Here is a 13,166-nt window from a genome sequence, read left to right as displayed (position 1 = left end):
CACTACCCCCGGTTAAATTGCAGCAACTCTTGCAGCGACGCCAACAGCTTGATTTCAGCTCTGTCGATGGTGCCAGCGGCTGACATAGCAAAGGTCCAGCGCACATTGACTGTAAATAAAGGGGTCTTGACTCGCCCTTGGGTCACCAGTTGCTGTCCACCCTGGTCACAAGGGGATGCTTCACTACTTACAGGCACAGCTTGCATCCCCGTCGCTTCTGCTTTCAGATACTGAGCGATCGCCTCAGGGCCAACAATTCCCGCTTCAAAGGGGGGAATTAGAACTCCTTGCTCACTGAACAAAGCCGCAACAGCATTAAAGTCTTGGGCGTTGAAGCGGTCAAAGTAGCGCTCTGCTGTGGCATGACTGAGGTCAGCAAGCAGATGATTAGCTGCAAGGGGCATTTTAATGTCCAACTATCGTCTCCAAATTGGTCATGGGCAGGCAAGCCAACATCTAGGCGCTGGCATACCGTAGAACGCGACTTGACGCTGCCCATTTCATAGCCACACTAGGTGCCTAAAACTAGGGAAGTAGATTCCCTAGACATGTTTCTAGGCTAAGGGATCGACACCCATAGACACTACGGTTTGCCGCAGCACAGTAATCTGCTGGTTGAAGTCGAGCGTAGAAATTTGCCCGAACACCCGTTGACCGGCATCGCTCAGCTTGTAATAGCGGGGCACAGGAATCACCGTGCCAGCCTGCATGGCTTCAGCCAACTGGTACCAGAAGGCCAGCTTAGTATTGTTGGTCAACACCCCATAGGAGCGAGTTAGGGGAGTGTTTTTCTTTTCAGCCAGGTCGCGCATGAACTGTAGCTGATCTTGCGGTTCCATCGCTTTAACCTGGGTCAGCAGCCCTTCAGCAAATTGTAGGCGAGCAGCCCCAGGTGCAGCAGGGGTAATCGAGCGACCCATATTTTCGTAAATCACCCAGAGCAGACCCAGCTGCTCGTCGGTGGTCAAACCCTGGAAGGCTGCGATCGCATCAGCAACCGGAGACACTAGCCCAGTGGATACGGTCTGAGGAGTGGTAAGTGCGTAGGTCATAGGACCTCCAAAAAATTAATAAACAATTGCCTTCACAATCTCAATGTAACAAAAAATTACAAAATGTTTAGGATTTGACCATTCGTAAAACTTATGTGCATGGTGGGGTTCTTTCAATGTTCCGGATGTTACGGTCTGGTATCAGGCTTGACCTCTCTGGGAATGAGACGATCCAGGCCTTTGGTGGGCCTTTGGTGAGAAATATGAGTATAGTTACTTACTTTTTGGTTGTAACAAAAAAAGGAAGGCACTGTCTGCCCCCGCTGGGCTGGATGGCAGCGTCGGCCATCCCGATCTGGGGCAAAAGGTCTGATAGATTGATGGATAACCCTTGAAATTGCTCCCTGTGGAAACTGTGACTCAACCTATGGCTGCCCCTGATACCCAAGACTGGTCTGCTCTCCTCCAGCGTTTGATTGCCCACGAGTCTTTAAACCAAGACCAGGCTGAAGCGCTGATGCACGGGTGGCTGAGTGAGCGTATTCCTGACGTTGTATCAGGGGCTTTGCTGGCCGCTATTCAATCTAAAGGGGTATCCGCAGATGAGTTGGCCGGTATGGCTCGGGTCCTCCAGGGGCAATCCCTCGGTGGAGCCAGCAAAATCAGCCATAGTACCCCCTGTATCGACACCTGTGGCACAGGTGGCGACGGGGCCCAAACGTTCAATATCTCTACTGCTGTAGCCTTTGTGGCGGCAGCGGCAGGCATTCGGGTCGCCAAGCATGGTAACCGCTCTGCCTCCAGCAAGGTCGGATCGGCGGATGTGCTCGAAGCCCTGGGGGTCAATCTAGGGGCCGACCCGGCCCAGGTGACATCGGCCTTAGATGATGTGGGCATTACCTTCTTGTTTGCCCGGGGGTGGCACCCGGCCATGAAAGCCGTAGGGCCGCTGCGCAGCACCCTGAAGGTGCGCACAGTGTTTAATCTGCTAGGCCCGTTGGTCAATCCTTTGCAGCCCACCGGCCAGGTGATTGGGGTGTATGATCCGGCGGTCATTCCAGCTATGGCTGGGGCCTTAAATCAGTTGGGTATTCCCCAGGCGATTGTGCTCCATGGGCGCGAAAAACTGGACGAAGCTGGGTTGGGGGATAAAACCGATCTATCGATGGTAGAGGCGGGCCAGGTCAGCAGCATGGCCTTAGATCCCCAGGCTTTAGGCTTGGTTTCGGCTCCCCTGAGTGCCCTGCGCGGCGGCGACATTGACGAAAACACCTCCATTTTGACCGCTGTCCTTCAGGGGAAAGGCACCCAGGCCCAACGGGATGTGGTGGCTCTGAATGCGGCCCTGGCTTTAAAGGTGGGCCAGAAGGTCAACGGTCCTACCCTAGACGCTGCCGTGACCCAAGGGATTACCCTGGCCCAAGAGATTTTAGCTAGCGGTGCCGCCTGGGATAAGCTTCAGGCACTGGTGGCCTATCTGCACGATTAACCCTATGCTGCCCCCACCTCCGTCTGACTGTCCGCTCACCCAAATGGTGGATTGCTGTATTCGAGACCGCTGCATTTCCCAAGCGCAGTACCGAGCGCTATCAGCCCTGGTCTTGGCCGATGGCGTGGTAGACGAACAGGAGCGGCGACAAATTAACCGTCTCTTCGATGCCATCCAAACCGGGCGGGTCAAGATTTTGGATTAAAGCCCATGCTTTAGCTGCTGGATTCCGTCACTCGGCCGGTTAACGGGGAACTCGCACTGGCTACCCCCTGCACTGGAATTCGCCCAGCTCGGTAGGCCAACCGCCCAGCGGTTGTCGCTAACCCCATCGCCCGCCCCATGGCGATCGGATCGGCCGCTTTGGCGATCGCGGTATTGATCAGCAGGGCGTCTGCCCCCATTTCCATGGCAGCAGCAGCTTCGCTGGGAGTGCCAATACCGGCATCCACCACCACTGGCACGGAGGCATTTTCAATGATGATTTGAATATTGGCGCTGTTGCGAATCCCCTGCCCGGAACCAATGGGCGACCCCAAGGGCATTACCGTGGCACAGCCTACTTCTTCCAGCCGCTTGGCCAGTAAGGGGTCAGCGTTGATGTAAGGCAGCACTACAAACCCTTCTTTGACCAATTGCTCTGCCGCTTCCAGGGTGCCAATGGGGTCGGGCAGCAGGTACTTCGTATCCGGGATCACCTCAAGTTTGACGAAGTTATTGTCTTCTTGACCTAGCAACTTAGCCATTTCTCGCCCCAGACGGGCGACCCGAATCGCTTCGCCCGCCGTTTTACACCCCGCTGTGTTAGGTAACATCCACAGCTGTGACCAGTCTAAGGCTTCGGCCAGCCCCTCATGGCCCGGAGCGGCAGTCTGCACCCGGCGTACAGCCACCGTCACAATCTCACAGCCACTGGCGGCAATACTCTCGCGCATGATCTCAAAATTGCTGTACTTGCCAGTCCCGGTCATCAATCGCGACTTAAACCCTCGGCCAGCAATGGTCAGTCCTGGATCAACACGGGTGGCGTCGGCATTGGCAGCTGCGATCGCAGTAGAGTGAGTCAAGGTCATAGGGGGTGTGGTCAGTGAAGGAACAGTGGGATAAGCCGTTGGCGGTACCGGGGCAGCGGTGGGCGGATGGTGGAACCGTTGCCAAGAGAAGGGAGCCAGTTGTTGATCTGGGCCATGGAGAACCGACTGCGCAATTAACCGAGCCGTCATGGGAGTGAGCAAGATGCCATTGCGGTAGTGGCCAGTGGCCAGCGTCAGGTTACGGGCCGGGCCAGGCCCCAAAATGGGCCATTGGTCGGGGGTAGCAGGGCGGTAGCCCCACCAGGTTTGCTCCAAGCAAAAATCGGCCAATAGCGGCAACAGGGCTGTCGCCCGAGCCAGCAGGTGATGCACACCTCTGGCGGTATTGCCAGGGGTAAAGCCCACATTCTGACTGGTGGCACCCAAGATAATCCGTCCATCCTGGCGCGGCACAATGTAGGTATCTGCCCCAAAGATTACCCGTTGCAGGGGTTGGAGTGTGCCATAGCCTGGGGGCACCCGCAGGCTGGCCATCTCCCCTTTCGTGGGAAACACTGGCAACGGCAGCAGGTCGTGGCTCCAAGCACCAGTCGCCAAAACCACATGGTCAGCTGCAAAGTCACCGGCTTGGGCTGTGCACACCCGCTCAATCCGCCCCTGGTGTTGGCGTATTGCGGTAGCCCCTACCCCTTCGTATAGGGTGACGCCAAGATCCGTCACGGCACTACGTAAGGCTTGCACTAGCGCTTGATTATTGACTTGACCTTCCTCTGGATACCAGTCAGCGCCAACGACGTGATCGCCTAACCCAGGCTGGTACCACCCTAAGGTTTCAGCGTTTAGCCATTGGCCACTGGCGGTTGACCAATCGGCCGGGGGATGCTGCCGGGGGGCCAAAATGCCACAGGGCCAGTAGCCCACTGATTGCCCGGTCAGCGCTTCTAGCTTGGCCACCCAGTCAGGATATAGGGCTAAGCTGGCCAGGCACAAATCCAACATGGGGCCAGGGGATAGCCCCTCCGCCCGGGGAGCCAGCATGCCCGCCGCCGCATGACTAGCAGCAGCGGCGAAATCTTTACTGAGGATGGTTACCGTGGCCCCCTGTTGGCGGAGTTCTAGGGCGATCGCCAGCCCAATAATCCCACCCCCTACGATCAGGACATCAGTCCCCTGCTGTGTCATTCAATCACGCTCATTGGCTACTGTCCACGGGCTAGCAGAAACGTCATAGCCGCAGGGCACCTACCTGAGCCCTAGCCACTACCCCAATTACTACCCCAGTGTTATTTTAGGCCACTTACCATAGGGCTGGAATGGCGTCTAAGTCGCTATCGTCTGAAGGGGCTGTTACCCCAGGCCGTACCAAGTCAGGCTGAACCGGGGAAATATCACCAAACCCAGAGGCTGTCGTGTCAGCCCCCGTTTGAGGAATCACATTATTGGGGGCTGGGCTAATGGTCGGCTCTGCCAGATCTGAAAAAATGTCCTGCGGATCTGTCAAGGCACTGTCTGGGGTTATGGGCACAGCCGCATTATTCGCCTGACTTTGACGTTGCACAATTTGCCCAGCCCGTTCGATAGGCCGAGTGCCGAGGGCCTCCTGTTCAGGGGTAGACGCCCTCGGACTCCGATCATTGGCCTCGCCAAAGCCGATCGGCCCCAGCCCAGAGGCAATGGCCATAACTAGGGTGGCCAAAATCCCGCCGATCACATAGCGATTCATCACCGCTCTCCTGCATACTCTGGTTCTATCATCGCTCAGGAGCCCGTACTTGGCACATGAATTACCGTGACAAGACAAAAATCACCCAACCTACTGGGTACAGGTGGCCAAAATGTGATGATCCAGGGGAGATAATTGTGGCAGTCGATACATCCCCTGGACTTGGGTTTGCACTGCCCCCCCTGAGGTCGTGGCCAGGGCTGTGCTATTCCGGTTCAACGCCACCTGATGCGGCCACTCGCTCTGGTCATAGGCATCAACCACCGTCAAGTTCAGGGCTTGATGATCGACCGTCCCGCGAACGCAGTCAAAGGAAGAAGAAGGTTGATAGAGACCGCCAGTCAGTCTGCTATTTTGCACTTCAAATACGAGGTAAGTGATACCAATGGTATTGGCTACGGGCGATTCACCATAGAGATAGGTGCCATCGGGCAGGAACGGTGAACTGCCAACAGCCCCCTGGGCGGTGGCCCATAAACCCAGAACGGCCCCTGCAGCAGTAGCTATATGGGCTAGGTGAGTTAGGCAACGCTGCTGCCAAGGGGGAAGGGGGCATGGGCAGGCAGATGGGGTCGGGAGTAAAAGCAGGTCAGCCATGGCAGGAGGGTTGATTCGACCCCATTACTATCCCGTGATGGTTAACTCAGGGTGGTGACCCTTGGCCTAAGGCTTTAGTGAGCTTAGGCCGTGGTGAGTGTGATTTCGATCACAGCAAAGGGGCCAGATGGCGGCATGAGGCTATAGCGCCCTCTTAGTTACCCGCCAGGGCAGGCCCATCAGTCTGCCCTTACTCCATCACTCCCTATCTCCCCACTCACTCCTACAGCCCTATTCCCTAGGCTTGGTCCTAGCCCCTATCGGTAGTAGCGATCTAGTCGCAGTAGGGTTTCTAGCAGCACATTAGCCCCTTGGGTGCATTCTTCGGGGGTGGTGTATTCCACTTCCGAATGGCTAAATCCGCCTTCACTCGGCACGAAAATCATACCCATATCGGTAAAGCGCCCCATTTCTAAGGCATCATGGCCAGCTCGACTAGGCATAGGCCTATGACTTAACCCCAGGCTGCGGCTGGCTTCCGCCACAATCTCTTGAATATGGTCTGCCGCTGGACTGGGGGCCACATTCAGCTGAGGGACTACTTCGATTGTGGTGTGGGTGGCTCGGGCGATCGCATCAAGTTCGGCACGCAGGTCGCTGACCAGGGTATCAATCACCACCTGGCTTAAATCCCGGACATCCAGGCTCGCCTGCACCTTACCCGGCACAATATTGGCGGCGTTGGGCCACACCTGCAAAGCACCGACAGTGGCCACCCGCGCCCCAGGCGGGTTGGTCGCCAATCGATTCACAGCGAGTACCACCTGGGCTGCGGCCACCAGGGCATCTTGCCGTTGATCCATCGGCGTGGTGCCAGCATGGTTAGGACGGCCAGTGATGTGGATTTGGTAGCGCTGCAAGCCTACCACCCCTTGAACGACACCAATTTGGGTCTGAGCCATTTCCAGTACTCCCCCTTGCTCCACATGGAGTTCTATAAAGGCACAGATATCTTGGCGGGTGCGGCGAGCCTTAAATAACTGAGCCCAATTCCCCCCAGCCTGGTTCACGCACTGATCAATGGGGCGACCATCCTTGCGATGGTAGTCAGCGGCGTCCAGGGAGGCGGTGCCAGCCATGGCACGGCTACCAATCATGGTGTCTTCTTCGTCGGCAAAGACAATCACCTCGTAGGGATGGTCTAGCTCGACGTTGTTTTCTTGCAAGGTGCGAGCAATTTCTAGCCCTGCTAGCACCCCTAGGGTGCCGTCAAATTTGCCGCCGCAGGGAACTGTATCAATGTGTGACCCGGTGGCTAGGGCGGGACCATGAGTTTTACCCTGACGTCGCCCAATCATGTTGCCAGCGGCGTCGAATCTTACCTCAAGACCCGCTTCCAGCATCCAGCGACGGACCAGTTCTCGCCCTTGCAAGTCTTGGGAACTAAAGGCAAGGCGACAAATACCGCCATTGTCGAGCTGACCGATTTGAGCCAAGTCATCTAGGCTTTGGTTCAGACGCTTACCATTGATGCTCAGAGTTTGCAGCAAAGTCATAGGATTCTATCGGGGGTGAGGTGGAAATCAAACCAAATCTAAGTCCAGACCTAGGACTCTGCCTGCGGGACAAATCCAAAGCTCGATCTGGACTTAGTTTAATTAAGCAAATCTTAATTAATCATCATAGTGCCTACGGCACTGTATACAGTCCATTGTATACAGTCTAGGAGAGACTGCTACTCGTGGAGAATGTCTCTTGCGAAGTCACGGCTTTGCCATAGCCCCCTGGCGGTATATGGCCACACTTTGACAGCCCACTAGAACGCCGGTTCAGATCCCAGCAGTTGACTAACGGCGGTGCCCTTCGATAGAGCAGGAAGAAACCTGGTGACGGCGGTTCCTGGGGTTGGTGGGCAGAGCCCACCCTACGATCGGAGCCGTGTTTCTTAGGAGGGTTCTGTCCCTGGATGCCCAAAAATCGTTGCCAATCAGCCCAAGAACCCTGGGATCTTGCAATACTGTACCGATGCTTTAGACATGACGCTCTGACTGGGGAAACGCCAGAACCCGAGTTGAGCCTGATCGTAGAGCGACCCTAGCTCACCCAGTGGTGACTAATGGCGAATCGCAGTAGTTCTGAGCGATTACTGGTGTCTGTTTTGCGCAGTAAGCTGCTGACGTATTTCTCTACCGTTCTAGGGCTGAGAAATAAGCGATCGCCGATTTGGGCATTAGACAAGCCATCGGACAATAGGGCCAGCACATCCTGTTCGCGGGAGGTCAGGTCAGAGGACAGATCGACGAGGGGAACGATGGGGCTAGGAGGGGGCTGACTGGGACCACCAGATTCTAGCTCTAGGGCTCGCTGCTGGGCTGTATTTAGAGCTACCTGCTGGATCCAAGTAGACTGCATTAACTGCGATCGCTCCAGCAAATTCCGCACCACAGCCCCCAACTCTTGCAGCTCGAAGGGCTTTGGTAAGTAGGCGTCGCAGCCCATCTGATACCCCTTAATACGGTCCTGCATTTGGTTGTGGGCCGTTAAGAAAATCACTGGCATTAGCCGAAAGGCTGGATGCTGACGGACTCCCTGTACTAGGGCGTACCCGTCCAATTGGGGCATACCCACGTCAGTAATCACCAACTGAGGTTGATAATCGAAAACTTGCTGCAAGGCCATCTTGCCATCGGTTGCCATAACAACCGAATAGCCCTCCAGTTCAAGATAATCACAGATTGAAAGACGAGTACCTTCATCGTCTTCTGCAATCAAAATTGTCAACGGCATAATTATGTACCTAGTCTAGCCCCGACCCCTCGCTCTGTTCTAGTTCCAGAGGAGGTTGATTGGAACTTACACTCAAAACACACGACCAAGATGCTCTATGTCTCTTACCTATCTCTCCAAGCACACTTGCCAAGAGTCTAGTTATCCAACGACTCCTACCTTATAGGGTAAGGGAAGAATCAAGTCGCCACTATTATTTGTTGCTGAAGTTAAACCTGATAGGAGTGGGCGACACCATAGTGTTTAACTTTGATGTCTTTTCCTATTTTTGCCCACAAACCAAGCTTTGCTGTGCTATGCTCACTTACCCTAAGCGATAGCCAAACCCTCGCACCGTTTTCAGGTAAGTTGGCTGACTAGGATCGGCTTCTAGCTTTTCCCGAATCCAACGAATATGGACATCCACTGTTTTGTTGTCACCCATAAAGTCGTGGCCCCATACTTGATCAATAATTTGATCCCGTGACCAGACCCGGCGCGGCTGACTCATAAACAGTTCCAAGATCCGGAACTCCTTAGGAGACAGGTTGACCTCAGCCCCTTTCAGAAAAACTCGACATTCCTGGGGGTGTAAGGTGATGTCTTCAAAGGTGAGTGCCTGTTCCTGTTTGAGGTTGGTTTTGCTCTGCTGTCGTCGCAGTAAGGCCCGACATCGGGCCACCAACTCACGCATACCAAACGGTTTAGTCAGATAATCGTCGGCCCCAATTTCTAGACCAACAACCCGATCGGTTTCAGTGCCCTTAGCACTCAAAATTAAAATGGGGACGTCGATGCCTTGATGGCGTAGTAATCGACAGAGGTCTAGACCATTCATCCCAGGCAGCATCAAGTCTAGGATGACCAAGTCAATGGGTAAGCGCTTCTGGCGACTAGACGCAGCGGTCCCTCCCAGCATATCTAAGGCTGAGAGTCCATCTTCGGCAATCAGGATGTCGAACCCCTCTTCGGCCAACCCGAGAGAAACCGTTTCTCGAATTAATTCTTCGTCTTCAACAACCAAAATTCGTCCTAGGCCAACCCGCACATTTGGCTGGTCTTGTAGCGCAATATCCACAGCACTCATACACAATGGTTAAAGACTATGTTCAAATCATAGCAGCCGACTTCCCTGCTTGATCAGCTTCCTCAGCTTGAGGGGTCCTAGGGCAGCGTCAAGTCTTGAATTTAGAGTTACAGATGTAGAGATTTGTTGGCATCAAGGTCCGAAATCCCCTCCTTTGGAGGGGTAGGGGTGGGTCAAGCAAGCCCGAAGAACCCACCCCGCCCTCCGGGCACCCCTCCGTGGGAGGGGATGGTAAGTCCTGATGTGTTGAAACAACCTCTCTGAAGATCAAAGGACTTTTGCAAAGCACTTACCCTAATTTTTAGTCTTGACAGACCACTAGTACAGCAAGGCAGAAGGCAGCTTCCCACTAACCCCGCTGGGGTGAGCACAAAGTGGAAGAAACAAAACTGTTTCCAGTTTGGCGACAATCAGGGTGTTTTGGCATCGATTAGGTTTTGTTTCTTAGGAGAAAGGGAATCCCGCTCTACTTTCTGCCAGGCAGCACTAGAGCTTCAATGGCATCCGCCTGGGTGGGTAAATCAGCCGTCAATACCGTACAGCCCTCAGCCGTAATCTGCACGTCATCTTCAATGCGAATGCCGCGTACATCCTGAAATCGATCTAACCTTGCCCAGTTCACGGCATCGTCATATTCTCCAGACTGGCGAGCGGGGTGAAGGATGCCGGGCACCTGGTAGAACCCGGGTTCGATGGTGACCACCATGTTGGCCGCCAGCGGCCGGTCGAGGCGCAGATATTTCAGCCCAAAGCGGGGACTCCGCGATCGCCCCGGCGCATAACCGGCCACATCACCCAAATCTTCCATATCATGCACGTCCAGCCCCAACAAATGACCCACCCCATGGGGGAAGAACAGGGCATGGACATCCCGCTCCACCAGGCTATCTGGGTCGCCGCGTAACAGGCCGATGTCAGCCAGGCCGGCCGCCAGGGTCCGACAGGCGAGTAGGTGAATATCGCGATACTCTACCCCGGGTTTGGCGGCGGCAATGCAAGCATCATGGGCCGCCAGCACCACATTGTAGATGGCCCGCTGGGTGGGCGAGAACTGCCCCGACACCGGCCAGGTGCGGGTAATGTCTGAGGCCCAACCACTAACCGCTTCGGCCCCGACATCAGCCAGCAGCAAATCCCCAGGGGCGATGGGGTAATGGTACTGCTCGTTGTGCAAGACCTCGCCGTGGATGGTGACGATGCTGTTGTAGGCGCAGGTCATGTTGTGGCCAATAATTACCTGCTCCATAGCGGCCCGCACCTGGGCTGCGGTGGTCGCTGTCGGCGTTGCGGCCATCCCGGCGACATGGGCCTGCACGGACACACTGGCCGCAGTTTTGATTTGTTGTAGGGCCAGATCGTCATGGCTGAGGCGAACTGTGGCGATCGCAGCAGCCAGTGCATTGGCTGCCGCCCCATCGGTTTCAAAATTGTTCTCAGGCAACTGTCCCGATAACCCTGCCTGATTTGGCAGCATCGTGGCTTCTGGTAAATGTTGAGCCAAGACAGCTAAAGGGTAAGCCGCTGAGGCGTTTATTTGGGCCGCCACCTGATCCCGACTGGAAACGGGGCCATGCCACAGGGCTGCCCCAGGGGCCGGATCATCCATAAATAGAGTCGCTATCCCCTGGTCTAACTTAATTGCCGTATTGACAAGAGATTGGCCAGCAAAGTACAGAAAATGGCTACTGGCTCGAAAGGGGTAAACATTGGCCGGGAAATTCCGGGCTACCGGCTGTCCAGACCATAACACCACCGCCCCTGGATACTGGTGAGCCAAACGTTGTCGTCGCTGGGCTAGAATCTGCTGCCGGTTAAGTTCTGTCAACGTTGCCATCTCTGCTATCCCTGCCTACTGGTGACCGATCTGGCTGTCCTACCTCACCTACCCTTAGAAAAATCCTCCATAGCCTGGGCAGGCTGACTACAATAAAAACAATAATAAAGTTTTTGTTCAGATCCCCTTTTAGAAACAGTTCACATGCACTATTTTAGATCATGTGCTGAGTCAGTTCCCCAGGGCTCCATGCCTGCATCACCGCCTAGGCTTGGTATCGCTGTGGGGTTTATCTAGGGTGTCTTCCTAATGTCTAGACAAACTGACGCACACTATTAACGGTGCATGTAATGAGCACACTACCTCAGCTAACGTTGGCTAACCTTGACTAGGGGCAGCACTATGGCGTCCTTGACGATTCGGCCAGGGTCACAAGTACGGTTGAAAGGGCAGGATGATCACGTTCCCGATTTTTTGGTGATCCGATGCGATCGCGATCGCTGCTGGATCCGACAACAAGATTGGGGACCTGATGCGGAGCTTAATGTCCGCTTCACCCAGCTCTTTATTCCCGACCAGTCCAGCCAGGCTATAGACAGGGATATGTCTCCTGGCGCAGCACCTTTGAATCCGGTAACTTGCGATCGCGAACTCGCCGCTTCGCCGTCAACCGAGTCACCATCTATTGGTATATCCCCAGATCATCCTGCAAGCCCGGATTCTCAGCCACCCAACAATGTGATTTATCTGGATGACTATCGCCGTCGCCGGGCTCACTAAGGCCGGGCTCACTAAAAACAGATCGGCGATTAAAGTGATTTCTGGATCACAAAATATCCCCGTAGGATGGGCAAGCTTGCGTGCCCATTCACCGATAGCTTTGATGGGCACGGGCAAGGCCCTTGGCTCATCCTACACGGGCAAGGCCCTTTGCCCATATTACGTAGTACGAGCCAATTATAAAAGCGTCATGACTATCCCTACAATTAACCTTGACTCCGGCCAAAATTAAAAAAATAAGAAAAGATCTTCAGTGAAGTTACGGAGATATCGTTATCTCAAAAGACATTGAGCTAGCTTTTCTAAGTACTTTGCCGCTGACCTTCACGTTAGCTTTAGAGAGGATAAAACGGACTTCGCTGATGCTTAACCTGATCAGCTTGGGAATTCTTTAGCTTAGATACGAAATAGTCTTAGCTGAGGCTGTAGATATATAACAAGGCCAGGTCGAAATCTACAGTTACACCAGTCTAATGGTCTGGGTTTGTGTCGAGACGTCATGATGTTTGATCATTGCGTTTCTGTCCAGGCTATCGTCTAGGGCTGTTTCCTAACAAAGCTTAGCCGTTCGGCTTGCAAGAGGTTTGTCATGATTCATGTTTCATCTATAGCTCGCTCCAGCCTTAAAGGGCTTGTAAAATCTTTTCACCTAGACTTGCTACGACCCTTACGCCAGTGGCTGAGTCAGCTCCACATTGAAACTCCAAATCGGGCTCATAAAGTGGCAACTTTAATTCCTGCCCAATGTCCTTTTGAGCGCGATTTGGTGTTCTTTGGCCGAGTCGTGTCTCACATCCCACCCCTGTGTAAGCTCAACCCGCTGTACAACGAGCTGGTGGAGCTGCGGTTCCGGGCTCTATGTTACCTGGCGGACGAGTGTGGTGAAGATATCTCTGCCTACATTTAGCCCACATTCCGCCCTTTGAAGTGTCACATTAGGAATTAAGACGGCATACTTTCAGAGGTGATGAAACGGAGGCCAGT

13 protein-coding genes are annotated in these 13,166 nt (G+C 54.4%); 4 read left to right on the top strand and 9 right to left on the bottom strand.

All coding sequences use genetic code 11. The features are described from left to right. Positions 1-2 precede the first annotated feature (2 nt). The gene (locus E1H13_RS21390) at positions 3-404 is read right to left on the bottom strand and encodes a nuclear transport factor 2 family protein (protein ID WP_169616483.1); all 402 of its coding nucleotides are present in this window, start codon (positions 402-404) and stop codon (positions 3-5) included. 150 nt (positions 405-554) lie between these two features. Continuing rightward, a complete protein-coding gene (locus E1H13_RS21385; protein ID WP_169616481.1) occupies positions 555-1,052 on the bottom strand; it encodes an orange carotenoid protein N-terminal domain-containing protein in 498 nt (165 codons plus the stop codon). A gap of 367 nt (positions 1,053-1,419) precedes the next feature. Here E1H13_RS21385 and trpD point away from each other — a divergent pair, with 367 nt between their 5' ends. Both trpD and E1H13_RS21375 read left to right on the top strand, forming a co-directional pair. Further along, on the top strand, positions 1,420-2,481 hold the full coding sequence (trpD, locus tag E1H13_RS21380) for an anthranilate phosphoribosyltransferase (RefSeq protein WP_169616521.1): 1,062 nt from the start codon (positions 1,420-1,422) through the stop codon (positions 2,479-2,481). Positions 2,482-2,485: 4 nt separating this feature from the next. Continuing rightward, positions 2,486-2,686, top strand: coding sequence for a hypothetical protein (locus E1H13_RS21375; RefSeq protein ID WP_169616480.1), 201 nt, complete (start codon positions 2,486-2,488; stop codon positions 2,684-2,686). A 10-nt stretch (positions 2,687-2,696) separates the two neighbouring features. Here E1H13_RS21375 and thiO read toward each other — a convergent pair whose 3' ends face one another. The 7 genes from thiO to E1H13_RS21340 all read right to left on the bottom strand — a co-directional run bounded on the left by thiO (position 2,697) and on the right by E1H13_RS21340 (position 11,462). Beyond that, the gene (gene thiO / locus E1H13_RS28110) at positions 2,697-4,697 is read right to left on the bottom strand and encodes a glycine oxidase ThiO (RefSeq protein ID WP_169616478.1); all 2,001 of its coding nucleotides are present in this window, start codon (positions 4,695-4,697) and stop codon (positions 2,697-2,699) included. 115 nt (positions 4,698-4,812) lie between these two features. Further along, entirely contained in the window at positions 4,813-5,238 is a 426-nt protein-coding gene (locus E1H13_RS21365) for a hypothetical protein (RefSeq protein ID WP_169616476.1), read from the bottom strand. 90 nt (positions 5,239-5,328) lie between these two features. Then, positions 5,329-5,835, bottom strand: coding sequence for a hypothetical protein (locus E1H13_RS21360; RefSeq protein ID WP_169616474.1), 507 nt, complete (start codon positions 5,833-5,835; stop codon positions 5,329-5,331). A gap of 257 nt (positions 5,836-6,092) precedes the next feature. After that, entirely contained in the window at positions 6,093-7,331 is a 1,239-nt protein-coding gene (locus tag E1H13_RS21355) for a Zn-dependent hydrolase (RefSeq protein WP_169616472.1), read from the bottom strand. Between the two features lie 538 nt (positions 7,332-7,869). After that, positions 7,870-8,562, bottom strand: coding sequence for a response regulator transcription factor (locus E1H13_RS21350; RefSeq protein ID WP_169616470.1), 693 nt, complete (start codon positions 8,560-8,562; stop codon positions 7,870-7,872). 304 nt (positions 8,563-8,866) lie between these two features. Beyond that, positions 8,867-9,628, bottom strand: coding sequence for a response regulator transcription factor (locus tag E1H13_RS21345; RefSeq protein WP_169616468.1), 762 nt, complete (start codon positions 9,626-9,628; stop codon positions 8,867-8,869). 466 nt (positions 9,629-10,094) lie between these two features. Further along, the gene (locus tag E1H13_RS21340; RefSeq protein WP_169616466.1) at positions 10,095-11,462 is read right to left on the bottom strand and encodes an aminopeptidase P family protein; all 1,368 of its coding nucleotides are present in this window, start codon (positions 11,460-11,462) and stop codon (positions 10,095-10,097) included. Positions 11,463-11,804: 342 nt separating this feature from the next. On the opposite strand from E1H13_RS21340, the gene E1H13_RS21335 reads away from it, so the two are divergent. Both E1H13_RS21335 and E1H13_RS21330 read left to right on the top strand, forming a co-directional pair. Next, on the top strand, positions 11,805-12,182 hold the full coding sequence (locus E1H13_RS21335) for a hypothetical protein (protein ID WP_169616462.1): 378 nt from the start codon (positions 11,805-11,807) through the stop codon (positions 12,180-12,182). Positions 12,183-12,771: 589 nt separating this feature from the next. Next, positions 12,772-13,089, top strand: coding sequence for a Mo-dependent nitrogenase C-terminal domain-containing protein (locus tag E1H13_RS21330; protein ID WP_169616464.1), 318 nt, complete (start codon positions 12,772-12,774; stop codon positions 13,087-13,089). Positions 13,090-13,166 lie beyond the last annotated feature (77 nt).

It is taken from the genome of Nodosilinea sp. P-1105, assembly GCF_012911975.1.
Taxonomy (GTDB): domain Bacteria; phylum Cyanobacteriota; class Cyanobacteriia; order Phormidesmidales; family Phormidesmidaceae; genus Nodosilinea.
Note: the sequence above shows the minus strand (reverse complement) of the source record. Positions and strands in the feature narration are given on the sequence as shown.

What these genes read in the sequence shown, in the direction of transcription:
- E1H13_RS21390 (WP_169616483.1), bottom strand. Translation starts at nt 404, where the DNA reads ATGCCCCTTGCAGCTAATCATCTGCTTGCTGACCTCAGTCATGCCACA.
- trpD (WP_169616521.1), top strand. Translation starts at nt 1,420, where the DNA reads ATGGCTGCCCCTGATACCCAAGACTGGTCTGCTCTCCTCCAGCGTTTG.
- E1H13_RS21330 (WP_169616464.1), top strand. Translation starts at nt 12,772, where the DNA reads ATGATTCATGTTTCATCTATAGCTCGCTCCAGCCTTAAAGGGCTTGTA.
- thiO (WP_169616478.1), bottom strand. Translation starts at nt 4,697, where the DNA reads ATGACACAGCAGGGGACTGATGTCCTGATCGTAGGGGGTGGGATTATT.
- E1H13_RS21385 (WP_169616481.1), bottom strand. Translation starts at nt 1,052, where the DNA reads ATGACCTACGCACTTACCACTCCTCAGACCGTATCCACTGGGCTAGTG.
- E1H13_RS21355 (WP_169616472.1), bottom strand. Translation starts at nt 7,331, where the DNA reads ATGACTTTGCTGCAAACTCTGAGCATCAATGGTAAGCGTCTGAACCAA.
- E1H13_RS21375 (WP_169616480.1), top strand. Translation starts at nt 2,486, where the DNA reads ATGCTGCCCCCACCTCCGTCTGACTGTCCGCTCACCCAAATGGTGGAT.
- E1H13_RS21340 (WP_169616466.1), bottom strand. Translation starts at nt 11,462, where the DNA reads ATGGCAACGTTGACAGAACTTAACCGGCAGCAGATTCTAGCCCAGCGA.
- E1H13_RS21335 (WP_169616462.1), top strand. Translation starts at nt 11,805, where the DNA reads ATGGCGTCCTTGACGATTCGGCCAGGGTCACAAGTACGGTTGAAAGGG.
- E1H13_RS21365 (WP_169616476.1), bottom strand. Translation starts at nt 5,238, where the DNA reads ATGAATCGCTATGTGATCGGCGGGATTTTGGCCACCCTAGTTATGGCC.
- E1H13_RS21345 (WP_169616468.1), bottom strand. Translation starts at nt 9,628, where the DNA reads ATGAGTGCTGTGGATATTGCGCTACAAGACCAGCCAAATGTGCGGGTT.
- E1H13_RS21360 (WP_169616474.1), bottom strand. Translation starts at nt 5,835, where the DNA reads ATGGCTGACCTGCTTTTACTCCCGACCCCATCTGCCTGCCCATGCCCC.
- E1H13_RS21350 (WP_169616470.1), bottom strand. Translation starts at nt 8,562, where the DNA reads ATGCCGTTGACAATTTTGATTGCAGAAGACGATGAAGGTACTCGTCTT.